Genomic DNA, 23,548 nt, shown 5'->3' with positions numbered 1-23,548 from the left:
GACCACGGCCGGTGGCGTCGCGGTGGCGGGGGTGCCGGCTGCGGCCGGCGCTGCGGCAGGAACTGCTGGCGCAGCGGCGGCTGGCGCAGCGGCTGGTGCGGGGCTGGCGGCCGCGGCGGGCGCCGGGGCAGCGGCCGGCGCCGGACTGGCTGCCGTTGGCGTCGCGCCGCTGGCGGCCTGGATCTTGTTCAGCTCGGAGATGTTCTTCGACAGCTCGGCGACCCGGGCGTTGCTGGCCTGCGCCTGGCGCGCCTGAGCGATCTGTTCTTCGGTGGGTCGGCCCGGGGCGATGCCCTGGGAGATCTTGAGCTTGTCGCTGGAGGCATTGGCCGCGTTGCGGTCCTCGACATTGGCCTGCAGCTTGCCCGAGGCCTGGCGATCGGCATCGGCGACCCGCGAGGTCGGCGCGTTGTCGGCCAGGCGACGGCGGTATTCACCGAAATCCTGGCTCTGCGCGGTCACGGTGCGGCGCGCCTCGCCCGCGGGAATGGCTTCGGCCTGGGGCGTGCCGGGCATCTCGAGCACTGCGCCGGCCTTGATCCGGTTGACATTGCCGCCGATGAAAGCGTTAGGGTTGGCGCGCAGCAGGGCCACGAGCATCTGGTCGAGCGAGACCTCGGCCGGTTTGTAGGCGGCGGCGATCTTCCCGGCGGTATCGCCGGCCTGGACCTTGACGTGTTCGCCGGTGCCCGTGCGTACCGTGCCGCTCTCCGCCGGGGCGGGCGGCGCTGCGGATGCCGCAGCGGTTGCGCGCTCGCGTCGGCTCGGAGGCGCCTGCACGACGGCCGGGGCGACGCGCTGCGGTGGCGGCGCGCTGATCTGGGGGGCAACGGGGGCCACCGGGGCCGCCGCCTGACGGCTGGCCGGCGGGTCGAGCAGGACGGTGTAGTCGCGCACGATGCGGCCGGTGTTCCAGTTGGCTTCAAGCAACAGGTCGACGAAGGGCTCGCTGAGCAGGCGATTGCTGGTGAGTCGAATGACGTAGCGACCGTCGGGGCGCTTCTGGACGCCGGCCCGGACGTCCGACAGCGCCGCGTTGTATGGAATCCCGGCGGCGCGAAAAGCCTCGGAAGAGGCGATGTTGACCTTCAGCCCATCGGCTTCGGCCGGCGTGATCTCGGTGACTTCGATTTCCGCGCGCAGCGGCTCGCCCAGCGCCGACTGAACATTCAACCGCCCCAAGGTCAACGCGCTGGCGTCGACCGCGAACGCGCCCAGGGCCAAACCCACTGCCGCACTGAGGAGGGTGAGCTGGCCGCGACCGGCGTTCGTCGTGCTCGGAGGGAGGGCCAAAGGGCGGGCCGCAGGCAACGGTTGTCGTGTCATGCTGGTAGGGGGCAGCTCGGCCCATAAGTGTAAGGGGACGTTAACATCAAGACCTTGCACTGACAAGGCGACGAGGCTTTTCTACCCAGTGCGTGCAAACTTCGTCATGCATTTGCCGTTGCTGTATAGCAACGACGCGCCCCCGAAGGGACGCGACAAGGAAGCTTATGCCTGAAGGAGGATCCGCAACATGCGGCGCAGCGGTTCGGCCGCGCCCCACAGCAGCTGGTCGCCGATGGTGAAGGCGCCCACGTACTCCGGGCCCATCGCGAGCTTGCGCACGCGGCCGACCGGAATCGTCATCGTGCCGGTGACGGCCACCGGCGTCAGGTCGCGCACCGTGGCCTCGCGAGTGTTCGGCACCACCTTGACCCACTCGTTGTCGGCGGCCATGAGCGCCTCGATGTCGGCCACCGGGACGTCCTTCTTGAGCTTGAAGGTCAGCGCCTGGCTGTGGCAGCGCATCGCGCCGATGCGCACGCAGAAGCCGTCGACCGGGGTCGCCGCGGTACCGAAGCCGGCGCCCTGGCCGAGGATCTTGTTGGTCTCGGCACCGCCCTTCCATTCTTCCTTGCTCATGCCGTCGCCCAGGTCCTTGTCGATCCAGGGGATCAGGCTGCCGCCGAGCGGGGCGCCGAAGTTCGCCGTTTCGGCCGCGCTCAGCGACTGCTGCCTGGCCAGCACCTTGCGGTCGATCTCGAGGATCGCCGACTTCGGGTCGTCGAGCAGCGAACGCACCTCGGCGTTGATCGTGCCGAACTGGGTCAGCAGCTCGCGCATGTGCTGCGCGCCGCCGCCCGAGGCCGCCTGGTAGGTCATGCTGGTCATCCACTCGACCAGGCCGGCCTTGTAGAGCGCGCCCACGCCCATCAGCATGCAGCTGACGGTGCAGTTGCCGCCGATCCAGTTCTTGCCGCCCTTGGCGAGCGCGTTCTGGATCACCGGCAGGTTGACCGGATCGAGCACGATGATCGCGTCGTCGTTCATGCGCAGCGTGGACGCGGCGTCGATCCAGTGGCCCTTCCAGCCCGCGGCGCGAAGCTTGGCGAACACCTCGGTCGTGTAGTCGCCGCCCTGGGCGGTGACGACGATGTCGCACTTCTTCAGTGCCTCGATGTCGTAGGCGTCCTTCAGCGTGGTCTCGTTCTTGGCCATCGCCGGGGCCTTGCCGCCGGCGTTGGAAGTCGAGAAGAAGACCGGCTCGATCAGTCCGAAGTCGCCTTCGGCCTGCATCCGGTCCATCAGGACCGAGCCGACCATGCCGCGCCAGCCCACGAGGCCGACCAGAGGTTGATTTGCGTTCGCCATTTCAAAGTGCCCTTGTGAAAAAAAGAAAGTTGTCTTTTCTTTGCGCCCGGCTCGTCGAGCCGGGGGAGGGCGTGACGAAGCGGGCTGCGGTTAGCCGGTAATCGTCTTTTTGGTGATCGAAGAGGAGATGGCTGCCACCACCGCGTCGCCCATTTCGCGGGTGCCGACCCTGGTCGTGCCCGCGGACCAGATGTCTGCCGTGCGCAATCCCCGGGCCAGCACGGACTTGACCGCCGACTCGATCCGGTCGGCAGCCTCGGGCTGGTTGAGGGAGAAGCGAAGCATCATGGCAGCGGACAGGATTGTAGCCAAAGGATTGGCAACCCCTTTGCCGGCAATGTCGGGCGCGCTGCCGTGACTGGGCTCGTAGAGGCCCTGGTTGCTGGCATTGAGCGAGGCCGAGGGCAGCATGCCGATCGAGCCGGTGAGCATCGCGGCCTCGTCCGACAGGATGTCGCCGAACATGTTGCCGGTCACCACCACGTCGAACTTCTTGGGTGCCTTGACCAGCTGCATCGCGGCGTTGTCGACGTACATGTGGTCGAGCTCGACGTCGGGGTACTCCTTGCCGACCTCGGTCACGATGTCCTTCCAGAACTGGAAGGTCTCGAGCACGTTGGCCTTGTCGACGCTGGTCACGCGCTTGCTGCGCTTGCGCGCCGCCTGGAAGGCGACGTGGGCGATGCGCTCGACCTCGGGGCGCGAGTAGCGCATGGTGTCGAAGGCTTCCTCGGCGCCCGGGAAATGGCCGTCGACCGCGGTGCGGCGGCCGCGCGGCTGGCCGAAATAGATGTCGCCGGTCAGCTCGCGGATGATCAGGATGTCCAGGCCCGCGATCAGCTCGGGCTTCAGGCTGGAGGCGTCGACCAGCTGCTCATAGCAGATGGCCGGACGGAAGTTGGCGAACAGGCCGAGGTTCTTGCGCAGGCCCAGGATGGCCTGTTCGGGGCGCAGCGAGCGTTCGAGCTGGTCGTACTTCCAGTCGCCCACGGCGCCGAACAGCACCGCGTCGGCCTCCTTGGCCAGTTTCAGCGTGGATTCGGGCAGCGGGTGGCCGTGGGCCTCGTAGGCCGCGCCGCCGACCAGCGCCGATTCCATTTCGAACTTCAGGTCGAGCGTTTCGAGCACGCGGATGGCTTCGGCGACGATTTCGGTGCCGATGCCATCACCGGGGAGGACTGCGATTTTCATGAGGAGCTAGAGGTTGGGTTGAACGGGGAGAGGCTCAGGCGGGCGCCGGGCCGCCCCAAGGCGGCCTGCGGCCCCCTCGGGCGGGCCACATCCATCAGGCGATCAGCTGGTGCGACAGCCAGGGCTTGGCGGCCAGGCGCTCGGCCTCGAAGGCCTTGATCTTGTCCTTGTGGCGCAGGGTCAGGCCGATGTCGTCCAGCCCGTTGATCAGGCAGTACTTGCGGAAGGCCTGGACTTCGAACGGAATCTCGCTGCCGTCCGGCTTGATCACCACCTGGCGCTCGAGATCGATGGTCAGGCTGTAGCCCGGGAACGCGAAGGTCTCGTCGAACAGCTGCGCCACCTGGGCGTCTCTCAGCACGATCGGCAGCAGGCCGTTCTTGAAGCTGTTGTTGAAGAAGATGTCGGCGTAGCTCGGCGCGATGATGGCGCGGAAGCCGTACTGGTCGAGCGCCCAGGGCGCGTGCTCGCGCGACGAGCCACAGCCGAAGTTCTTGCGCGCGATCAGCACCGAGGCGCCCGCATAGCGCGGCTGGTTCAGCACGAAATCGGGGTTCGGCTTGCGCGACTTCGGGTCCTGGCCCGGCTCGCCCGGGTCCAGGTAGCGCCAGGCGTCGAACAGGTTGGGGCCGAAGCCGGTCTTGCGGATCGACTTCAGGAACTGCTTCGGGATGATCGCGTCGGTGTCGACGTTCTCGCGGTCCATCGGCGCCACGAGGCCCTTGTGTACGGTGAACTTTTGCATGGTGCGGGCTCCGGGATCAGGCGAATTGACGAACGTCGACGAAGTGGCCGTGCACGGCGGCAGCGGCAGCCATCGCCGGGCTCACGAGATGGGTGCGCCCACCCGCGCCCTGGCGGCCTTCGAAGTTGCGGTTGSTGGTCGATGCGCAGCGCTCGCCCGGCTCGAGCCGGTCGGCGTTCATCGCCAGGCACATCGAGCAGCCGGGTTCGCGCCATTCGAAGCCGGCGGCCTTGAAGATCACATCCAGCCCTTCGCGCTCGGCTTGTTCCTTCACCAGGCCGGAGCCTGGCACGACCATCGCGAGCTTGACGTTCTTGGCGACCTTCTGGCCCAGCTTCTTGACCATCGCCGCGGCCTCGCGCATGTCCTCGATGCGGCTGTTGGTGCAGGAGCCGATGAAGACCTTGTCGATCAGGATGTCGTTCATCGGCTTGTTCGGCTCCAGGCCCATGTAGGCCAGCGCGCGCTCGATCGCGCCGCGCTTGTTGGCGTCCTTTTCCTTGTCCGGGTCGGGCACGCGGCCGTCCACCGGAACCACCATCTCGGGCGAGGTGCCCCAGGTGACTTGCGGCTTGATCTGCGCGGCGTCGAGCTCGACCACCAGGTCGAAGTGCGCGCCGGGGTCGGACTGCAGCGTCTTCCAGTAGGCGACGGCCTGGTCCCATTCGACGCCGGTCGGCGCCAGCGGGCGGCCCTTCACGTAGGCGATGGTCTTGTCGTCCACCGCCACCAGCCCGGCGCGTGCGCCGGCCTCGATCGCCATGTTGCAGACCGTCATGCGGCCTTCCATGCTCAGGTCGCGGATCGCCGAACCGGCGAACTCGATGGTGTAGCCCGTGCCGCCGGCGGTGCCGATCCTGCCGATGACCGCGAGCACGATGTCCTTGGCGGTGCAGCCGAGCGGCAGCTTGCCTTCGACCTTCACGAGCAGGTTCTTGGCCTTCTTGGCGAGCAGGGTCTGGGTCGCCATCACGTGCTCGACCTCGCTGGTGCCGATGCCGTGCGCGAGCGCGCCGAAGGCGCCGTGGGTCGAGGTGTGCGAGTCGCCGCAGACCACGGTCATGCCGGGCAGGGTGGCGCCCGATTCGGGCCCGATCACGTGCACGATGCCCTGGCGCTTGCTCAGGAACGGGAAGAAGGCGGCGGCGCCGAATTCCTTGATGTTCGTGTCCAGCGTGGTGATCTGTTCCTTGCTGACGGGATCGGTGATGCCGTCGTAGCCCAGTTCCCAGTGGGTGGTCGGCGTGTTGTGGTCGGCCGTCGCCACCACCGAGCTGATGCGCCACAGCTTGCGCCCGGCCTCGCGCAGCCCTTCGAAAGCCTGAGGGCTGGTGACTTCGTGCACCAGGTGGCGGTCGATGTAGAGGATCGAGGTGCCGTCTTCCTCGGTGTGGACGACGTGTTCGTCCCAGAGTTTGTCGTAGAGCGTGCGTGCCATGGGTCTCTTTCGTGGGGAGGTGAATTGTCTTATGCGGCCAGCTGCGCGGGCGTCGCGTCGGCCGGCGTGTGCAGGTGCTTGACGAGCATGCGGGCGGCGACCGGCAGGGTCGAGAAGTCGCGTGCGATCAGGCGGATCTGGCGCGCGGCCCAGGCGTCGTTGAGCGCGACGCTGGTCAGGCCGCGGCCGATGCCGCCCTGCATCAGCTCGAAGGCGCGCAGCGGCATCACGCCGACGCCGAGGCCGTTCTCGATCATCCGGCACATCGCGTCGAGGCCCGTCACGTGGATGCGCAGGCGGATGCTGCGGCTTGCGGCCAGCGCGGCCTGGTGCATCGCGACATAAATCGAGCTGTTGGTGTGCAGGCCGACGTGGTCGTAGGCCAGCGAGTCGACGAAATCGATCACCCGCTCGGATGCCAGCGCGTGGCCTGCGGGCACGATCAGCGCCAGCGCGTCGTCGCGGTAGGGCAGGCTCTGCAGTTCGGCCGCGCCGTCGGCGACGTGGCAGACGCCGAGGTCGGCCGCGCCCTCGTGAACGGCGCGCACGACCTCGCTGCTCAAGTGCTCTTCGAGGTCGATCTTGATCGCGTCGTGCTCGCGCGTGAAGGCGCCGAGGTCCTCGGGAAGGAACTGAACGATGGCCGAGATGTTGGCGTGCACCCGGACGTGCCCGCGCACGCCGTCGGCGTACTCGCTGAGTTCGCCCTGCATCTTCTCGAGGCTGTAGAGCACCGAGCGCGCATGGTGCAGCAGGCTCTCGCCGGCCGGCGTCAGGTCGACGCCGCGCGCGTGGCGGTAGAGCAGGGGAGTGCCGAGGGTGGCTTCGAGGTCGGACAGCCGCTTGCTGATGGCCGACGCCGCGATGAATTCACGCTCCGCGGCGCGGCCGATGCTGCCGAGTTCGCAGACGGCCACGAACAACTGCAGCGACGTGAGGTCGATGCGGCGGGCGAAACTGCGCTCTGAGGAAGTCATTGGGCTTTGGCATCTCGTTCAGAGATGGAAGCGCCTATTTTCCCTCAGTTTCGATGTCGGGGCCATCGCGATCGGAGATGGCTTTAATGCCGCGGCGCGATGAGCGCCGCGGGCCCAGGCTGCCGGCCTATTGCTTCTTCTGCGCGGCGTCTTCCATCTTCTGGCCACCCTTCTGGATGTCCTGGCCGGCACCCTTCATGGTGTTGCAGCCGGCCAGCGGCACGGTGAAGGCGAAGAGGACGGCGATCATGGCGGCAAGTTTCTTCATGGCGGAACTCCTTGGTGTGGTTGACGCTATCAAGGTATTCGCCCGCAGTTCGGCTTCCTGTCAGCCAAAACGCAAAAAAGCTGCCCGAAGGCAGCTTTCCTGTGTGAGAGCCTGACGGCAATCAGCGTTGTGCGATCGGCTTGACGTCGCGCTTGACCGAGCCTTCGAAGAGTTGGCGCGGGCGGCCGATCTTGTAGTCGGGGTCGCCGATCATCTCGTTGAGCTGGGCAATCCAGCCGACGGTGCGCGCGAGCGCGAAGACGGCGGTGAACAGCGGCACCGGGATGCCGATCGCGCGCTGCACGATGCCCGAGTAGAAGTCGACGTTCGGGTAGAGCTTGCGCGAGACGAAGTATTCGTCTTCCAGGGCGATCTTCTCGAGCGCCATCGCGAGCTTGAACAGGGGATCGTTCTCGAGGCCCAGTTCGCCCAGCACTTCCTTGCAGGTTTCCTGCATCAGCTTGGCGCGCGGGTCGTAGTTCTTGTAGACGCGATGCCCGAAGCCCATCAGCTTGACGTTCGAGTTCTTGTCCTTGACCTGCTTGATGAACTCGCCGATCTTGTCGACGCCGCCCGCCTTCTGGATGTCGTAAAGCATGTTGAGCGCCGCCTCGTTGGCGCCGCCGTGGGCCGGGCCCCAGAGGCAGGCCACGCCGGCCGCGATCGCCGCGAAGGGGTTGGTGCCCGACGAGCCGCACAGGCGCACGGTCGAGGTCGAGGCGTTCTGCTCGTGGTCGGCATGCAAAATGAAGATGCGGTCGAGCGCGCGCTCGAGCACCGGGCTCACCTTGTACTCCTCGCACGGCGTCGCGAACATCATGTGCAGGAAGTTGCCCGCATAGCTGAGGTCGTTCTTCGGGTACATGTAGGGCTGGCCCACGGTGTACTTGTAGGCCATGGCGACCAGCGTCGGCATCTTCGCGATCAGGCGGATCGCGGCGATCTCGCGGTGCTTCGGATTGTTGATGTCCGTGCTGTCGTGATAGAAGGCCGACAGCGCGCCGACCAGGCCGGTCATGATGGCCATCGGGTGCGCGTCGCGGCGGAAACCGCGCAGGAAGAACTGCATCTGCTCGTTGACCATCGTGTGGTTGGTCACGAGCTTCGTGAAGCTGGTCTTCTTGCCCTGGTCGGGCAGCTCGCCGTACAGCAGCAGGTGGCAGGTTTCGAGGAAGTCGCAGTTGGTCGCGAGCTGCTCGATCGGGTAGCCGCGGTACAGCAGCTCGCCCTTGTCGCCGTCGATGTAGGTGATGGCCGATTCGCACGAGGCCGTCGACATGAAGCCCGGGTCGTAGGTGAACATGCCCGTCTGGGCGTAGAGCTTGCGGATGTCGATCACGTCAGGGCCGAGGGTCCCCTTGTAGATCGGTAGCTCGACGTTCTGTCCGCCGTTGCTGAACGACAGAGTGGCCTTGTTCTCGGATGCTTTCATTTCGAGTGTCTTTCAAAGAATGGATCAGGAAGATAGGGATTGCGCACCGTCGCTGCGCATCAGCCGCAGCAGTTCGACCACCTCGGCCCCGGCCCATCCGGGCTCGGGCTCCTTTCGCGCGAGCAGGAGGTCGAGCAGGTCGTTGTCCGACAGGTCCATCAATGTCTCCAGTGCCTGTGCCTGCCCGCGGGTCAGGCTTGCCTCGTGCCGTTCGAAGAAGCGGGCAATGAACAGGTCGTTTTCAAGCAGGCCGCGCCGGCAGCGCCACTTGAGCTTGCTCAGCGCACGCACGCTGATCGGCTCGGAGAGGTCGTCGGTGGCTTGCATCGGGTCCGTCACTTGGGCTAGATGGCGCGACGCACCATGAGTTCCTTGATCTTGCCGATGGCCCGGGTCGGGTTCAGGTTCTTGGGGCACACGTCGACGCAGTTCATGATCGAGTGGCAGCGGAACAGGCGGTACGGGTCTTCCAGGTTGTCCAGGCGCTCGCCGGTGGCTTCGTCGCGGCTGTCGGCGATGAAGCGGTAGGCTTGCAGCAGGCCGGCCGGGCCGACGAACTTGTCGGGGTTCCACCAGAAGCTCGGGCAGCTGGTGGAGCAGCTCGCGCACAGGATGCACTCGTACAGGCCGTTGAGCTCGTCGCGCTCCTCGGGCGACTGCAGGCGCTCCTTCTCGGGCGGCACGGTGTCGTTCTGCAGGTAGGGCTTGATCGAGTTGTACTGCTTGAAGAACTGCGTCATGTCCACGATCAGGTCGCGGATCACCGGCAGGCCGGGCAGCGGCTTGAGCACGATCGTGCCCTTGAGCGTCAGCATGTTGGTCAGGCAGGCCAGGCCGTTCTTGCCGTTGATGTTCATCGCATCCGAGCCGCAGACGCCTTCGCGGCAGGAGCGGCGGAACGACAGCGTCGGGTCCTGCGCCTTGAGCTTCATGAGGGCGTCCAGCAGCATGCGCTCGTGGCCGTCGAGTTCGATCTCGATGGTCTGCATGTAGGGCTTGGCGTCCTTGTCCGGGTCGTAGCGGTAGATCTGGAATGTGCGCTTCATCGGGATGACCTTTTTTTAATCGGTTGGGGACAGAGCTTGTGGCGCCATGCGCCACGGCGCTCTGTCCCGCAAGTTCTCAGAATGTACGGACCTTGGGCGGCACCGACGCCACCGTCAGCGGCTGCAGCTTGACGGGCTTGTAGGAAAGGCGGTTGTCCTGGCTGTACCAGAGCGTGTGCTTCATCCACTCGGCGTCGTTGCGGCCCAGCGGCGCCACCGGATCGTCGGCGGGACGCTCGTAGTCTTCGACCGTGTGGGCGCCGCGGCATTCGCGGCGGGCGGCGGCCGAGACCATCGTGGCCTGCGCCACTTCGATCAGGTTGTCGACTTCCAGCGCTTCGATGCGCGCGGTGTTGAAGACCCGCGACTTGTCCTTGAGGGTGACGGAGGCGACGCGCTTGCGCACGTCGGCGATCTTCTTCACGCCTTCGTCCATCGTGGCCTGCTTGCGGAACACGGCTGCGTGCTGCTGCATCACCGAGCGGATCTCGTTGGCCACGTCCTGCGCGTACTCGCCCGAGGTCGAGGCCTCGAGCTGGTTCAGGCGCTCCAGGGTTCGGTCGGCGGCATCGGCCGGCAGGTCCTTGTGCTCCTTGAGCTTGTCGTTGAACTCGACGATGTGGTTGCCGGCCGCGCGGCCGAACACCAGCAGGTCGAGCAGCGAGTTGGTGCCCAGGCGGTTGGCGCCGTGCACGCTCACGCAGGAGCATTCGCCCACCGCATAGAGGCCGTTGACCACGGCGCTGTTGTCCTCGCCCTTCTGGATCACGACCTGGCCGTTGATGTTGGTCGGGATGCCGCCCATCTGGTAGTGGATGGTCGGCACCACCGGGATCGGTTCCTTGGTGATGTCGACGTTGGCGAAGTTGACGCCGATTTCGTACACCGAGGGCAGCCGCTTGTGGATGGTCTCGGCACCGAGGTGGTCGAGCTTCAGCAGCACGTAGTCCTTGTTGGGACCGCAGCCTCGGCCTTCCTTGATTTCCTGGTCCATCGAGCGCGAGACGAAGTCGCGCGGCGCCAGGTCCTTCAGGGTGGGGGCATAGCGCTCCATGAAGCGCTCGCCATTGCTGTTGAGCAGGATCGCGCCTTCGCCGCGGCAGCCTTCGGTCAGCAGCACGCCGGCGCCGGCCACGCCGGTCGGGTGGAACTGCCAGAACTCCATGTCCTGCAGCGGGATGCCCGAGCGCGCGGCCATGCCGAGGCCGTCGCCGGTGTTGATGAAGGCGTTGGTCGAGGCCGCGAAGATGCGCCCTGCGCCGCCGGTGGCCAGCAGCACGGTCTTGGCCTGCAGGATGTGCAGGTCGCCGGTTTCCATCTCGAGCGCGGTCACGCCGACCACGTCGCCTTCGGCGTCGCGGATCAGGTCGAGCGCCATCCATTCGACGAAGAACTGGGTGCGGGCCTCGACGTTCTTCTGGTAGAGCGTGTGCAGCATCGCGTGGCCGGTGCGGTCGGCCGCGGCGCAGGCGCGCTGCACCGGCTTTTCGCCGTAGTTCGCGGTATGGCCGCCGAACGGACGCTGGTAGATCGTGCCGTCCGGGTTGCGGTCGAAGGGCATGCCGAAGTGCTCGAGCTCATACACCACCTTGGGTGCTTCGCGGCACATGAACTCGATCGCGTCCTGGTCGCCGAGCCAGTCGGAGCCCTTGATCGTGTCGTAGAAGTGGTAGTGCCAGTTGTCCTCGCTCATGTTGCCGAGCGAGGCGCCGACGCCGCCTTGGGCGGCGACGGTGTGCGAGCGGGTCGGGAACACCTTCGACAGCACGGCGACGTTGAGGCCGGCGCGTGCCAGTTGCAGGGATGCACGCATGCCGGAGCCGCCGGCGCCGACGATCACGACGTCGAACTTGCGCTTGGTGATTTGGTCTTTGGTGTAAGTCATTGGGTTAGAGCCTCCAGAGCACTTGAATGGCCCAACCCGCGCAACCGACAAGCCAGACGATCGTGAAAACTTGCAGCAGCAGGCGGATGGCGACCGGCTGGACGTAGTCCATCCAGACGTCGCGCATGCCGACCCACACGTGATAGAGCAGCGAGGCGATCACCACGAAGGTGAGCACCTTCATCCATTGGGCGGCGAAGATGCCGGCCCAGAGGTCGTAGCCGATCGGGCCGCGCTTGAAGATCACCTGCGCCAGCAGGATCACGGTGAAGAGCGCCATCAGCGCGCCGGTGATGCGCTGGCTGAGCCAGTCGCGCAAGCCATAGTGCGCACCGACGACGATGCGCTTGGAGCCGTAGTTCACGGACATAGTCTGGTTCCTAGATTCAGTAAAGGCCGAACAGCTTGGCGCCGAGGACGACGGTCAGCAGAACGCTCAGGAACAGCGTGGCGAGTGCCGTGCTGTTGCCGCTCTTCTTTTCCACCGCGGCGTGGTTCACGTCCATCCACAGGTGGCGCAGGCCGGCGATGAAGTGATGCAGGTAGGCCCAGATCAGCGCCAGCGCCACGAGCTTGAGGAACCAGCCCGGAAGGAATCCGATCCCGACGCTGAAGGCGGCCGTGAAGCGCGCGAAGGAAATCTCGGAAGACACCGAGGTGTCGAACATCCAGATGATGAAGGGCAGCAGCAGGAACATCAGCACGCCGCTGATGCGGTGCAGGATCGAGACCAGCGCCGCCGGCGGAAACCGGTAGGTCGTCAGATCGGTGATCGCGTTGATGTTGCGGAACTCGCGCCGCGGCGGTCGGGGAGGGTTGGCCAGCTCTGTCATGGGGGCTTTCGGTATTTTTTAGAGGGCGGCTTGTTCTGAAGCAAGGAAATGCAAACAACTCAAAATTCTATTGCAATGCACCATCGTGCCGCTCGGCGAGGATAGGTCATCGCACCGGGACACTCGGATGATCGAGTTCCCGCGCGCCGTCGGCGAGCCTGTTCACCCCAGCTCGTTTCGGTAGTGGTGCGTGTCCGTACGGTAGAGGCCGCGGCGCAATTCCATCGGGGTGTCGTGGTACGTATGGGCCAGGCGTTCCACGCTCAGCAGCGGCGTTGCGCAAGTGACGGCCAGCAGCGCGGCCTGCGCCGCGTCCGGCAGAACGGCGCGGATTTTTTCCTCGGCGCGCACCATGCGCACGCCGAATTCGGTCTCGAACAGCGCGTACATGGGCCCGCGCCATGCGGTGAGCCGTTCGGCCGTGAGCCCCTTGAACGGCGTTCCCGGCAGCCAGAGCTCCTCCAGGATGGTCGGCGTGCCGCGATAGGCCAGCACGCGGCGCACCTGGAGCACGGCGTCGCCGGTGCGCAGCGCCAGCGCGCGGGCGACATCGGCGCTGGCGCGCTGGCGCCGGCAATCGACGATCGTGCGCTGGGCCGGCCCTTCGCCGTCGACATCGCCGTTGTCCGGAACCAGCTTGAGGAAGCGGTACTGCACGTGCTGCTCGGCGTGGGTCGCGACGAAAGTGCCCTTGCCCTGGCGGCGCACCACGAGGTTCTCGGCCGCGAGTTCGTCGATGGCCTTGCGCACCGTGCCCTGGCTGACCCGGAAGCGCGCCGCGAGGTCGATTTCGCTCGGAATCGGTTCGCCCGGCTTCCATTCGCCGGCGTGCAGGCTCTGCAGGATCAGCGATTTGATCTGCTGGTAGAGCGGACTGAACGACGGCGTGGCGAGCTCGGCGACGGCGGTGGGAGAGGTGGTCATGGGTGCATCGGCGCACCGCGGCGGGTGCTTTCCGGGCGACATCTTATATAAGACATAAGACAGGCGCCACCGAAACCGCAAATCGGCATAAAATCGAAGACGTCCGAAGCCTGGGCGCCATCGTCCGGCCCGACCTTGTGGCCGCAGCGTGCGGCCACGCACCGTTTTCACTCATTTCCTGGAGTTTTCCCATGAGCAAAAAGCCCGTTCGCGTTGCCGTCACCGGTGCCGCTGGCCAAATCGGTTACGCCCTGCTGTTCCGCATCGCCTCCGGCGAAATGCTGGGCAAGGACCAGCCGGTCATCCTGCAATTGCTCGAAGTCCCCGTCGAAGGCCCGCAAAAGGCGCTCAAGGGCGTGATGATGGAGCTCGACGACTGCGCCTTCCCGCTGCTGGTCGGCATGGAAGCCCACAGCGATCCGATGACCGCCTTCAAGGACGCCGACTACGCGCTGCTGGTGGGCTCGCGTCCGCGCGGCCCGGGCATGGAACGCGCCGAACTGCTGGCCGTCAACGGCGCCATCTTCACCGCACAGGGCAAGGCGCTCAACGCCGTGGCCAGCCGCAACGTGAAGGTGCTGGTGGTCGGCAACCCGGCCAACACCAACGCCTACATCGCGATGAAGAGCGCACCGGACCTGCCGCGCAAGAACTTCACCGCCATGCTGCGCCTCGACCACAACCGCGCCGCCAGCCAGCTCGCCGCCAAGACCGGCAAGGCCGTGGCCGACATCGAGAAGCTCACCGTCTGGGGCAACCATTCGCCCACGATGTACGCCGACTACCGCTTCGCCACCATCAACGGCGAAAGCGTCGCCAAGATGATCAACGACCAGGAATGGAACGCCAACGTGTTCCTGCCGACGGTCGGCAAGCGCGGTGCCGCCATCATCGAGGCGCGCGGCCTGTCGTCGGCCGCCTCGGCCGCCAACGCCGCGATCGACCACATGCGCGACTGGGCGCTGGGCACCAAGGGCAAGTGGGTCACGATGGGCATCCCCTCGGACGGCCAGTACGGCATTCCGAAGGACACCATGTTCGGTTTCCCGGTCACCTGCGAGAACGGCGAGTACAAGCTGGTCGAAGGCCTCGAGATCGACGCCTTCAGCCAGGAGCGCATCAACAAGACGCTCAAGGAACTGCAGGACGAACAGGCCGGCGTCGCCCACCTGCTGTAAGCCGTCGCTGCATGCTCGACTGGAATCCCGCGCTCTACAGCCGCTACGAGGACGAGCGCACGCGTCCGGCCCGGGAGTTGCTGGCACGCGTGCCGCTGGCCGAGGCCCCGCGCGTGTTCGACCTCGGCTGCGGGCCGGGCAATTCCACCGAGCTGCTGGTGCAGCGCTTTCCCGGTGCTGCCGTCGTCGGCACCGACAACTCCGAGGCGATGCTCGCGAGCGCGCGCGAGCGCCTGCCGCAGGCCCGCTTCGAGCTCGGCGACATCGCGACCTGGGCGCCCGAGGCGGCGCCCGACCTCATCTATGCCAATGCCGCCCTGCAGTGGGTGCCCGATCACGAGGCCCTGATCCCCAGGCTCTTCGCGGCACTGGCGCCCGGGGGCGTGCTGGCGATCCAGATGCCCGACAACCGGCAGGAGCCCACGCATCGGCTGATGCGCGAGGTGGCGGCCGAGGCACCCTGGGCGCAGGCCATCGGCAATCCCGACCGGCTGCGCACCCAACTGCTGGCGATCGACGGCTACTACGACCTGCTCGCCCGCGAGGCGGCGACGGTCGATGTCTGGCGCACCGCCTACCAGCATCCGATGGCCTCCGCGGCGGCCATCGTCGAATGGGTCAGCGGCACAGGCCTCAAGCCCTTCGTCGACCCCTTGCCCAGCGAACTCAAGACCAGCTACCTGGCCGAATACGAACGCCGCATTGCGCGGGCCTATCCGGCGCGCACCGATGGCCGGCTGCTGCTGGCCTTTCCGCGCATGTTCATCGTGGCGCAGAAGAAAGCATGAGCGTGAGCATTTCGACTTCTCATCCGCGCGAGGTGCTGCTCGGTGCCCAGGCCGGCGCGGTGGCGCTGCCGGTCTGCGACCACTACAGCGGTGTCGAAGCACGCATGCGCAAGAGCCTGGCGCTGCAGGCCGAGCTGGCCCAGGAATTCGGCGCCTGCGTGTTCGACGTTACCCTCGACTGTGAGGACGGAGCCCCGGTCGGCGGCGAGGCCGAGCATGCGGCGCTGGTCACCGAGCTCGCGCTCTCCGCGGCCGCCGGCATGCGTGTCGGCGCGCGGGTCCATCCGGTCGATCACCCTTCGTTCCCCGGCGACGTCATGACGATCGCCGGCCGGGCCGGCCATCGCCTGAGTCACCTGATGGTGCCCAAGGTGGAAACGATCGCCGACGTTCTCGAGGCCGTGCAGGCGCTCGACGCCGCCGATGCCGACGCGCTGCCGTTGCATGTGCTGATCGAATCGCCGCTGGCGGTGCACCATGCCTTCGAGATCGCGGCCCACCCCCGGGTGCAGTCGCTGAGCTTCGGGCTGATGGATTTCGTCTCGGCGCACGGCGGCGCCATTCCGGCCGACGGCATGGCTGCCGCCGGGCAATTCACGCACCCGCTGGTGGTGCGCGCCAAGCTCGAGATCGCATCGGCCGCCCATGCGCATGGCAAGGTGCCTTCGCACTGCGTCGTGACCGAGTTCAACGACATCGACGCGATGCGCGCCGCGGCCCGCAAGGCGGCCCTCGAATTCGGCTACACCCGGATGTGGAGCATCCATCCGAACCAGATCCGCCCGATCCTCGAGGCCTTCGCGCCCGACGAGCGGCAGATTCAAATCGCTACAAAAATCATGTCCGCGGCGGCAGCCGCAGCGTGGGCGCCGGTCAGTATCAATGGCACATTGCATGACCGCGCCAGTTACCGCCATTTCTGGCAGGTGCTTGAACGGGCGCACGCCACCGGCCGCAGCCTGCCTCCCGAGGCACAGGCCTGGTTCGCTCCCGCCATCTCCTGAAATCCACCCCCGAAAGAACCTACCCATGAAGACGATTGCCCTGATCGCCGCCACCGCCCTCGCATTGCCGCTCGCGGCGATGGCCCAGACCAATGCTGCAAGCACCCCGGCGAAGCAGCCGGCAGCCAACACGACCGGCAAGAAGGTCGTGCAGAAGGTGGTGCCCAAGCGCATCATCAAGAAGGTCGAAGAGGCCAAACCCATCAGCGAAGACACCGACATCACGCTCTCGGAGCAGGACCTGAAGGTCGCCGAGACCATCCTGACCGGCACCATCAAGTGCGAACTCGGCGCCAGCGTGAACATCGAGCCCGATCCCAAGAAGCCCGGCTTCTTCATCCTGACGCATGCCAACGTGAAGTACCGCCTGCACCCGGTCACCAGCCGCACCGGCGCGGTCCGGCTCGAAGACCCGGTCCGCGAGGCCATGTGGCTGCAGCTGGGCAACAAGTCGATGCTGATGAGCCAGAAGCAGGGCCTGCGGCTGGCCGACGAATGCCAGGCTGCCAAGCAGGCCGAAGTGGCCGAGGACATGAAGAAGAACCCGCCCAAGAGCCTGTTCGACGGCGCCGACGCTGCGCCGGCCACCAAGAAGCAGTAGTCATCCGTCAAGGCGCGGCTCCCGCTTTCGGGCGGGAGCCGCCCGCCCTTTTGTGTATCCGGAGAAAAGAAGATGTTGCAAGCCTACGTTGAACATGTTGCCGAACGCGCCGCGCTCGGCATCCCGCCGCTGCCGCTGACCGCCAAGCAGACTGCCGAACTGATCGAGCTCATGAAGTCGCCGGCCGTGGCCCAGGCCGATTTCCTGCTCAACCTGCTGACGAACCGCGTGCCGGCGGGCGTGGACGACGCCGCCAAGGTCAAGGCCAGCTACCTCGCGGCCGTGGCCCACGGCACCGAGAAGAGCCTGCTGCTCACGCGCGCCCGCGCGACCGAACTGCTCGGCACCATGCTCGGTGGCTACAACATCGGACCGCTGGTCGACCTGCTGGACGACGCCGAAGTCGGCGCCGTCGCGGCCGAAGGCCTGAAGAAGACCCTGCTGATGTTCGACCAGTTCCACGACGTCAAGGAGAAGGCCGACAAGGGCAATGCGAACGCCAAGTCGGTGTTGCAGAGCTGGGCCGATGCCGAATGGTTCACCAGCCGCCCCGAAGTGCCGCAAAGCATCACCGTCAGCATCTTCAAGGTCGCAGGCGAAATCAACACCGACGACCTGTCGCCCGCGCCTGATGCGACCACGCGTCCGGACATTCCCTTGCACGCACTGGCGATGCACAAGAACGCGCGTCCCGGCATCGTTCCCGAGGAAGACGGCAAGCGCGGCCCGGTCAAGTTCATCGAGGACCTGCGCGCCCGCGGTCATCTGGTGGCCTACGCCGGCGACGTGGTCGGCACGGGCTCGTCGCGCAAGAGTGCGACCAATTCGGTGCTGTGGTTCACCGGCGAAGACATTCCGTATGTGCCGAACAAGCGCTTCGGTGGCGTCTGCCTCGGCGGAAAGATTGCTCCGATCTTCTACAACACGATGGAAGACTCCGGCGCGCTGCCGATCGAACTCGACGTCAGCCAGATGAACATGGGCGACGTGGTCGAGCTGCGTCCCTATGAGGGCAAGGCGCTCAAGGACGGCAAGGTGATTGCCGAGTTCTCCGTCAAGAGCGACGTGCTGTTCGACGAAGTGCGTGCCGGCGGCCGCATTCCCCTGATCATCGGCCGCGGCCTCACGGCCAAGGCGCGCGAGGCGCTGGGCCTGCCGGCCTCGACGCTGTTCCGCCTGCCGGTCAGCCCGGTGGACACCAAGAAGGGCTTCTCGCTGGCGCAGAAGATGGTCGGCCGCGCCTGCGGTCTTCCTGAAGGCCAGGGCGTTCGCCCCGGCACCTACTGCGAGCCGAAGATGACCTCGGTCGGCAGCCAGGACACCACCGGCCCGATGACCCGCGACGAACTCAAGGACCTGGCCTGCCTCGGCTTCAGCGCCGACCTCGTGATGCAGTCGTTCTGCCACACGGCGGCCTATCCGAAGAAGGTCGACGTCAAGATGCACCACGAGCTGCCGGACTTCATGGCCACCCGCGGCGGCGTCTCGCTGCGCCCGGGCGACGGCGTGATCCACAGCTGGCTCAACCGCCTGCTGACGCCCGACACGGTCGGCACCGGCGGCGACAGCCACACGCGTTTCCCGATCGGCATCAGCTTCCCGGCCGGCTCCGGCCTGGTGGCCTTCGCGGCCGCCACCGGCGTGATGCCGCTGGACATGCCCGAATCCGTGCTGGTGCGCTTCAAGGGCAAGATGCAGCCGGGCGTGACCCTGCGCGACCTGGTCAACGCGATTCCGCTCTACGCGATCAAGGCGGGCCTGCTGACGGTCGAGAAGAAGGGCAAGAAGAACGTCTTCTCGGGCCGCATCCTCGAGATCGAGGGCCTGCCCGATCTGAAGGTCGAACAGGCTTTCGAACTCAGCGATGCCTCGGCCGAACGCTCGGCCGCCGGCTGCACGGTGCACCTGAACAAGGAACCGATCATCGAGTACATCAACAGCAACATCACGCTGATGCGCTGGATGATCGCCGAGGGCTATGCCGACGGCCGCACGCTGGCGCGCCGCATCGCCGCGCAGGAAGCCTGGCTCAAGGACCCGCAGCTGCTCAAGGGCGACGCCGACGCCGACTACGCGGCCGTGATCGAGATCGACCTGGCCGACATCCATGAGCCGATCGTCGCCTGCCCGAACGACCCCGACGACGTGAAGACGCTGTCGGACGTGGCCGGCGCGACCATCGACGAAGTGTTCATCGGCTCGTGCATGACCAACATCGGTCACTTCCGCGCAGCCTCCAAGCTGCTCGAAGGCAAGCGCGACATCCCGGTCAAGCTGTGGATCGCGCCGCCGACCAAGATGGACGCGCAGCAGCTCACCGAGGAAGGCCACTACGGCGTCTTCGGCAATGCCGGTGCCCGCACCGAAATGCCGGGCTGCTCGCTGTGCATGGGCAACCAGGCGCAGGTGCGCGAAGGCGCGACCGTGATGTCGACCAGCACGCGCAATTTCCCGAACCGCCTGGGCAAGAACTCCAATGTGTACCTCGGCAGCGCCGAACTGGCCGCGATCTGCTCGCGACTGGGCCGGATCCCGACCAAGGCCGAGTACATGGCGAGCGTCGGCGTGCTCGACGCCGCCAGCGACCAGATCTACCAGTACCTGAGCTTCGACAAGATCGACGACTACAAGGACGTCGCGGCCACGGTCGCCGCCTGATCCTCGGCCGTCCGAGCACGAAGCCCCGCGCCCGCGGGGCTTTTTTCATGGGCGACCGCCAGGCGGCCGGCCGATTCAGCGCGGCGCCAGTGCGCTCAGCGCCTTCGCCGTCTGCGCGTCCGCCGGGAAGAACGATTCCACCGCGAGTTCCTGCAAGGTGACGTCCACCGGGGTGCCGAAGATCGTGGTGGTGCTGATGAAGCTCAGCACGCCGTCGGGCGTGACGAGCTGGAAGGGCACGATCACGTTGGAGAGTTCGATGCCGGCGGCCGGCGCGTCGTGGCTCACCTGCGGCGTCGGATAGGCCGCCAGTTCGTCGTGCAGCGCCGCCAGCGCGGTATCGCCGGTGGCGGCGATCTGCTGCTGCAGCCGTTCGAGCAGGTGGCCGCGCCATTGCGCCAGGTTGGCGATCCGCGGCGCCAGGCCGTCCGGGTGCAGGCTGAGCCGCAGCACGTTGATCGGCGCCTCGAGCAGGTGCGGGGCCGCACCGGCCATCAGCATCGGCACCAGCGCGTTGTGCGCCACCAGATTCCAGTGGCGATCGACCGCCAGCGCGGGGAAGGGCTCGTGGCCCTTGAGCACCAGGTCGACCGCCCGCCGTGCCGCCGCCAGGGCCGGGTCGTCGAGCGAGCGTTGCCGGTACATCGGCGCGTAGCCCGCGGCCACCAGCAGCGCGTTGCGCTCGCGCAGCGGCACTTCCAGCCGCTCGGCCAGCCGCAGCACCATCTCGCGGCTGGGCTCGGCGCGGCCGGTCTCGACGTAGCTCAGGTGGCGGGTCGACACCTGAGCCTCGTGGGCCAGGTCGAGCTGGCTCAGGCGTCGGTGCTGGCGCCAGTGGCGCAGGTGGGCGCCGAACGGGTCGGCCGCGGTCGGGGGGGCGCTCGATGTGTGCATGGACGACATCCTAGTGAACCGGCACGCCGCAGCCATGACCTCCCAGGTCATCGAGCCGATGCCGCGCCGGCGGGCTCCCGATTGCTGCCGGCGTCACCGAACCCTGCTATCTTTGAGGAGCTTCCACGAACACAGGAGTTTCTTCATGGCCAAAGTACCGGCGCACGCCTTCGCCTCCACGCTCAAGACCTTCAAGACCGCTTCGGGCAAGGCCGGCAAGTACTGGTCGCTCAAGGAACTTGCGAAGCAATACCCCAACGTCGACAAGCTGCCGGTCTCGATCCGCATCGTGCTCGAATCGGTGCTGCGCAACTGCGACGGCCAGAAGGTCACGGCCGAGCATGTCGAACAGCTCGCCAACTGGACGCCCAACGCGGAGCGCACCGACGAAGTGCCCTTCGTCGTGACCCGCGTGGTGCTGCAGGATTTCACCGGGGTGCCGCTGCTGGCCGACCTGGCCGCGATGCGCAGCGTGGCCCAGTCGCTGGGCAAGTCGCCCAAGACCATCGAGCCGCTGGTGCCGGTCGACCTGGTGGTCGACCACTCGGTGATGGTCGACTACTACGGCACGCCGAAGGCGCTCGACCTCAACATGAAGCTCGAGTTCCAGCGCAACAACGAGCGCTACCAGTTCATGAAATGGGGCATGCAGGCCTTCGACACCTTCGGCGTCGTGCCGCCCGGCTTCGGCATCGTGCACCAGGTCAATCTCGAGTACTTTGCGCGCGGCGTCTACAAGAGCCCGCACGACAAGGCGGATCCGCCGACCTACTACCCCGACTCGCTGGTCGGCACCGACAGCCACACGACCATGATCAACGGCATCGGCGTGGTCGGCTGGGGCGTGGGCGGGATCGAGGCCGAGGCCGCGATGCTGGGCCAGCCGGTCTACATGCTGACCCCCGACGTGGTGGGCTTCGAACTCACGGGCAAGCTGCGCGAGGGCGTCACCGCGACCGACCTGGTGCTCTATGTCACGGCGATCCTGCGCGGCGAGAAGGTGGTGGGCAAGTTCGTCGAGTTCTTCGGCCCCGGCGCCGCCTCGATCGCGGTGCCCGACCGCGCCACCATCGGCAACATGGCGCCCGAGTACGGCGCCACCATGGGCTTCTTCCCGGTCGACGAGATGACCGTGGCCTATTTCAAGGGCACCGGCCGCACCGACGCCGAGGTCGAGCGCTTCGAGGCCTACTACAAGGCGCAGGGACTGTTCGGCATGCCGGCGCCGGGCGAGCTGCAATACACCAAGGTCGTGAAGCTCGACCTCGGCACCGTGTCGCCCAGCCTGGCAGGCCCGAAGCGGCCGCAGGACCGCATCGACCTGGGGCACCTGGCGACCAAGTTCTCCGAGCTCTACAGCAAGCCGAACGAAGCCAACGGCTTCAACCAGCCGGCCGACACGCTGAAGCTGCGCTATCCGCTGACGCACGATGGCCGCAGCGGCGAAAAGGAGACGGCTGCACCTGCGCCCGGTGCGCCGCGCGCCGAGATGGAAATGGTCGCAAACCGCTCCACCAAGGCTGCAGCCCATGTGGGGGCCTCCGCGCCGCCCGCGCCGAAGGGCCAGGTGACCATCGGCAACGGCGACGTGCTGATCGCCGCCATCACCTCTTGCACCAACACCTCGAACCCGAGCGTGATGCTGGCCGCGGGCCTGCTGGCGAAGAAGGCGGTGGAGGCGGGGCTCACCGTGAAGCCGCACGTCAAGACCTCGCTGGCTCCGGGGTCCCGAATCGTGACCGAGTACCTCGAGAAGGCCGGTCTGCTGCCCTACCTCGAGAAGCTCGGCTTCTACCTGGCCGGCTACGGCTGCACCACCTGCATCGGCAATGCCGGCGACCTCACGCCCGAGATCAACGAAGTCATCACCAAGAACAACCTGATCGGTGCCGCGGTGCTGTCGGGCAATCGCAATTTCGAAGCCCGCATCCATCCGAACCTGAAGGCCAACTTCCTGGCCTCGCCGCCGCTGGTGGTGGCCTTCGCGATCGCGGGCAACGTGATGGTCGACCTCATGACCCAGCCGGTGGGCAAGGGCAAGAAGGGGCAGGACGTCTACCTCGGCGACATCTGGCCCAGCCCGAAGGAGATCGACGACAACCTGCGCTTCGCGATGAACGCCAAGGCCTTCCGGAAGAACTACGAGCAGATCAAGGACAACCCGGGCAAGCTCTGGAGCAGCATCAAGGGCACCAAGGGGCAGGTCTACGACTGGCCCAAGTCGACCTACATCGCCGAGCCGCCGTTCTTCGAGGGCTTCAAGATGGAGCCGCACGCGAGCGACGCCGGCTTCACAGGCGCGCGCATCATGGCGCTGTTCGGGGACTCGATCACCACCGACCACATTTCACCGGCCGGCTCGATCAAGGAAAGCTCGCCGGCGGGCATCTGGCTCAAGGCGCACGGCGTGGCGAAGGCCGACTTCAACAGCTACGGCTCGCGCCGCGGCAACCATGACGTGATGATGCGCGGCACCTTCGCCAACGTGCGCATCAAGAACCTCATGATCCCGGCCGATGCGGAGGGTTCGCGCGAGGAGGGCGGGCTCACGCTGTTTCAGCCGGGCAACGAGAAGATGTTCATCTACGACGCCGCGATGAAGTACATCGAGCAGGGCGTGCCGACCGTGATCTTCGGCGGCGAGGAGTACGGCACCGGCTCCTCGCGCGACTGGGCCGCCAAGGGCACGCAATTGCTCGGCATCAAGGCCGTGGTGGCGCGCAGTTTCGAGCGGATCCACCGCGCCAACCTGGTCGGCATGGGCGTGCTGCCGCTGCAGTTCCGCGGCGCCGATTCGTGGGAAAGCCTGGGCCTGACCGGCGACGAGAAGATCGATGTCGTGATCGGCGGCGACCTGAAGCCGCAGATGGACGTCAAGATCGTGGTCCACCGCCCGGACGGCACGCACCAGGAAGTCACGGTGCGCCTGCGCATCGACACGCCGATCGAGGTCGACTACTACAAGCACGGCGGCATCCTGCCCTTCGTGCTGCGTCAGCTGCTGGCGGCCTGACCGGAGACTGACTGGACGCGGACGTCTTGAAGGGATTCT

At 66.6% G+C, this 23,548-nt stretch carries 21 protein-coding genes; 6 read left to right on the top strand and 15 right to left on the bottom strand.

What is annotated here, in order from left to right:
• The 14 genes from AB4Z46_RS02415 to AB4Z46_RS02350 all read right to left on the bottom strand — a co-directional run.
• On the bottom strand, positions 1 to 1,230 hold a 1,230-nt coding region (locus AB4Z46_RS02415), incomplete at its 3' end, for a type IV pilus assembly protein FimV (RefSeq protein ID WP_442281871.1).
• 261 nt (positions 1,231 to 1,491) lie between these two features.
• Positions 1,492 to 2,634 carry an aspartate-semialdehyde dehydrogenase gene (gene asd, locus AB4Z46_RS02410; RefSeq protein WP_442281870.1) on the bottom strand — a complete coding sequence of 381 codons (1,143 nt, stop codon included), beginning with the start codon at positions 2,632 to 2,634 and terminating at the stop codon, positions 1,492 to 1,494.
• Between the two features lie 90 nt (positions 2,635 to 2,724).
• Positions 2,725 to 3,825, bottom strand: a complete 1,101-nt coding sequence (gene leuB, locus AB4Z46_RS02405; RefSeq protein WP_442281869.1) for a 3-isopropylmalate dehydrogenase — start codon at positions 3,823 to 3,825, stop codon at positions 2,725 to 2,727.
• A gap of 94 nt (positions 3,826 to 3,919) precedes the next feature.
• Positions 3,920 to 4,570, bottom strand: coding sequence for a 3-isopropylmalate dehydratase small subunit (gene leuD / locus AB4Z46_RS02400; RefSeq protein ID WP_442281868.1), 651 nt, complete (start codon positions 4,568 to 4,570; stop codon positions 3,920 to 3,922).
• A 16-nt stretch (positions 4,571 to 4,586) separates the two neighbouring features.
• Positions 4,587 to 6,008: a 3-isopropylmalate dehydratase large subunit gene (gene leuC / locus AB4Z46_RS02395; RefSeq protein ID WP_442281867.1), complete on the bottom strand. Its 1,422-nt coding sequence runs from the start codon at positions 6,006 to 6,008 to the stop codon at positions 4,587 to 4,589.
• Positions 6,009 to 6,037: 29 nt separating this feature from the next.
• Complete coding sequence (locus AB4Z46_RS02390) at positions 6,038 to 6,985, bottom strand: LysR substrate-binding domain-containing protein (RefSeq protein ID WP_442281866.1); 948 nt, start codon at positions 6,983 to 6,985, stop codon at positions 6,038 to 6,040.
• Between the two features lie 127 nt (positions 6,986 to 7,112).
• Positions 7,113 to 7,253 carry an entericidin A/B family lipoprotein gene (locus AB4Z46_RS02385; protein WP_442281865.1) on the bottom strand — a complete coding sequence of 47 codons (141 nt, stop codon included), beginning with the start codon at positions 7,251 to 7,253 and terminating at the stop codon, positions 7,113 to 7,115.
• 121 nt (positions 7,254 to 7,374) lie between these two features.
• Positions 7,375 to 8,685 (bottom strand): citrate synthase, encoded by a 1,311-nt coding sequence (gltA, locus tag AB4Z46_RS02380; RefSeq protein ID WP_442281864.1) that lies wholly within the window; start codon positions 8,683 to 8,685, stop codon positions 7,375 to 7,377.
• A 24-nt stretch (positions 8,686 to 8,709) separates the two neighbouring features.
• Positions 8,710 to 9,012 carry an FAD assembly factor SdhE gene (locus tag AB4Z46_RS02375; RefSeq protein ID WP_442281863.1) on the bottom strand — a complete coding sequence of 101 codons (303 nt, stop codon included), beginning with the start codon at positions 9,010 to 9,012 and terminating at the stop codon, positions 8,710 to 8,712.
• 17 nt (positions 9,013 to 9,029) lie between these two features.
• Entirely contained in the window at positions 9,030 to 9,731 is a 702-nt protein-coding gene (locus tag AB4Z46_RS02370; protein ID WP_442281862.1) for a succinate dehydrogenase iron-sulfur subunit, read from the bottom strand.
• A gap of 76 nt (positions 9,732 to 9,807) precedes the next feature.
• Positions 9,808 to 11,616, bottom strand: a complete 1,809-nt coding sequence (gene sdhA / locus AB4Z46_RS02365; RefSeq protein WP_442281861.1) for a succinate dehydrogenase flavoprotein subunit — start codon at positions 11,614 to 11,616, stop codon at positions 9,808 to 9,810.
• 4 nt (positions 11,617 to 11,620) lie between these two features.
• On the bottom strand, positions 11,621 to 11,986 hold the full coding sequence (sdhD, locus tag AB4Z46_RS02360; protein WP_442281860.1) for a succinate dehydrogenase, hydrophobic membrane anchor protein: 366 nt from the start codon (positions 11,984 to 11,986) through the stop codon (positions 11,621 to 11,623).
• Positions 11,987 to 12,002: 16 nt separating this feature from the next.
• A complete protein-coding gene (gene sdhC, locus AB4Z46_RS02355; RefSeq protein ID WP_442281859.1) occupies positions 12,003 to 12,449 on the bottom strand; it encodes a succinate dehydrogenase, cytochrome b556 subunit in 447 nt (148 codons plus the stop codon).
• 162 nt (positions 12,450 to 12,611) lie between these two features.
• Positions 12,612 to 13,373, bottom strand: coding sequence for a GntR family transcriptional regulator (locus AB4Z46_RS02350; RefSeq protein ID WP_442281858.1), 762 nt, complete (start codon positions 13,371 to 13,373; stop codon positions 12,612 to 12,614).
• 191 nt (positions 13,374 to 13,564) lie between these two features.
• Between AB4Z46_RS02350 and AB4Z46_RS02345 the strand changes: the two genes are divergently transcribed.
• The 5 genes from AB4Z46_RS02345 (at position 13,565) to AB4Z46_RS02325 (ending at position 19,602) form a co-directional block, all read left to right on the top strand.
• Entirely contained in the window at positions 13,565 to 14,551 is a 987-nt protein-coding gene (locus tag AB4Z46_RS02345; RefSeq protein ID WP_442281857.1) for a malate dehydrogenase, read from the top strand.
• 11 nt (positions 14,552 to 14,562) lie between these two features.
• Entirely contained in the window at positions 14,563 to 15,339 is a 777-nt protein-coding gene (tam, locus tag AB4Z46_RS02340; protein WP_442281856.1) for a trans-aconitate 2-methyltransferase, read from the top strand.
• Positions 15,336 to 16,343, top strand: a complete 1,008-nt coding sequence (locus AB4Z46_RS02335) for an HpcH/HpaI aldolase/citrate lyase family protein (protein WP_442281855.1) — start codon at positions 15,336 to 15,338, stop codon at positions 16,341 to 16,343. The genes tam and AB4Z46_RS02335 overlap by 4 nt, the downstream gene beginning before the upstream one ends.
• A 25-nt stretch (positions 16,344 to 16,368) precedes the next feature.
• Positions 16,369 to 16,944, top strand: coding sequence for a hypothetical protein (locus AB4Z46_RS02330; RefSeq protein ID WP_442281854.1), 576 nt, complete (start codon positions 16,369 to 16,371; stop codon positions 16,942 to 16,944).
• A 72-nt stretch (positions 16,945 to 17,016) separates the two neighbouring features.
• Positions 17,017 to 19,602 carry a bifunctional aconitate hydratase 2/2-methylisocitrate dehydratase gene (locus tag AB4Z46_RS02325; protein ID WP_442281853.1) on the top strand — a complete coding sequence of 862 codons (2,586 nt, stop codon included), beginning with the start codon at positions 17,017 to 17,019 and terminating at the stop codon, positions 19,600 to 19,602.
• 75 nt (positions 19,603 to 19,677) lie between these two features.
• Here AB4Z46_RS02325 and AB4Z46_RS02320 read toward each other — a convergent pair whose 3' ends face one another.
• Positions 19,678 to 20,505 carry a helix-turn-helix domain-containing protein gene (locus AB4Z46_RS02320; RefSeq protein ID WP_442281852.1) on the bottom strand — a complete coding sequence of 276 codons (828 nt, stop codon included), beginning with the start codon at positions 20,503 to 20,505 and terminating at the stop codon, positions 19,678 to 19,680.
• A gap of 136 nt (positions 20,506 to 20,641) precedes the next feature.
• On the opposite strand from AB4Z46_RS02320, the gene AB4Z46_RS02315 reads away from it, so the two are divergent.
• A complete protein-coding gene (locus tag AB4Z46_RS02315; RefSeq protein ID WP_442281851.1) occupies positions 20,642 to 23,509 on the top strand; it encodes an aconitate hydratase in 2,868 nt (955 codons plus the stop codon).
• The last annotated feature ends 39 nt before the right edge of the window (positions 23,510 to 23,548 follow it).

Source organism: Variovorax sp. M-6 (genome assembly GCF_052114385.1).
Classification (GTDB): Bacteria; Pseudomonadota; Gammaproteobacteria; order Burkholderiales; family Burkholderiaceae_C; genus Variovorax.
This window is presented reverse-complemented; position numbering and strand designations above follow the sequence as displayed.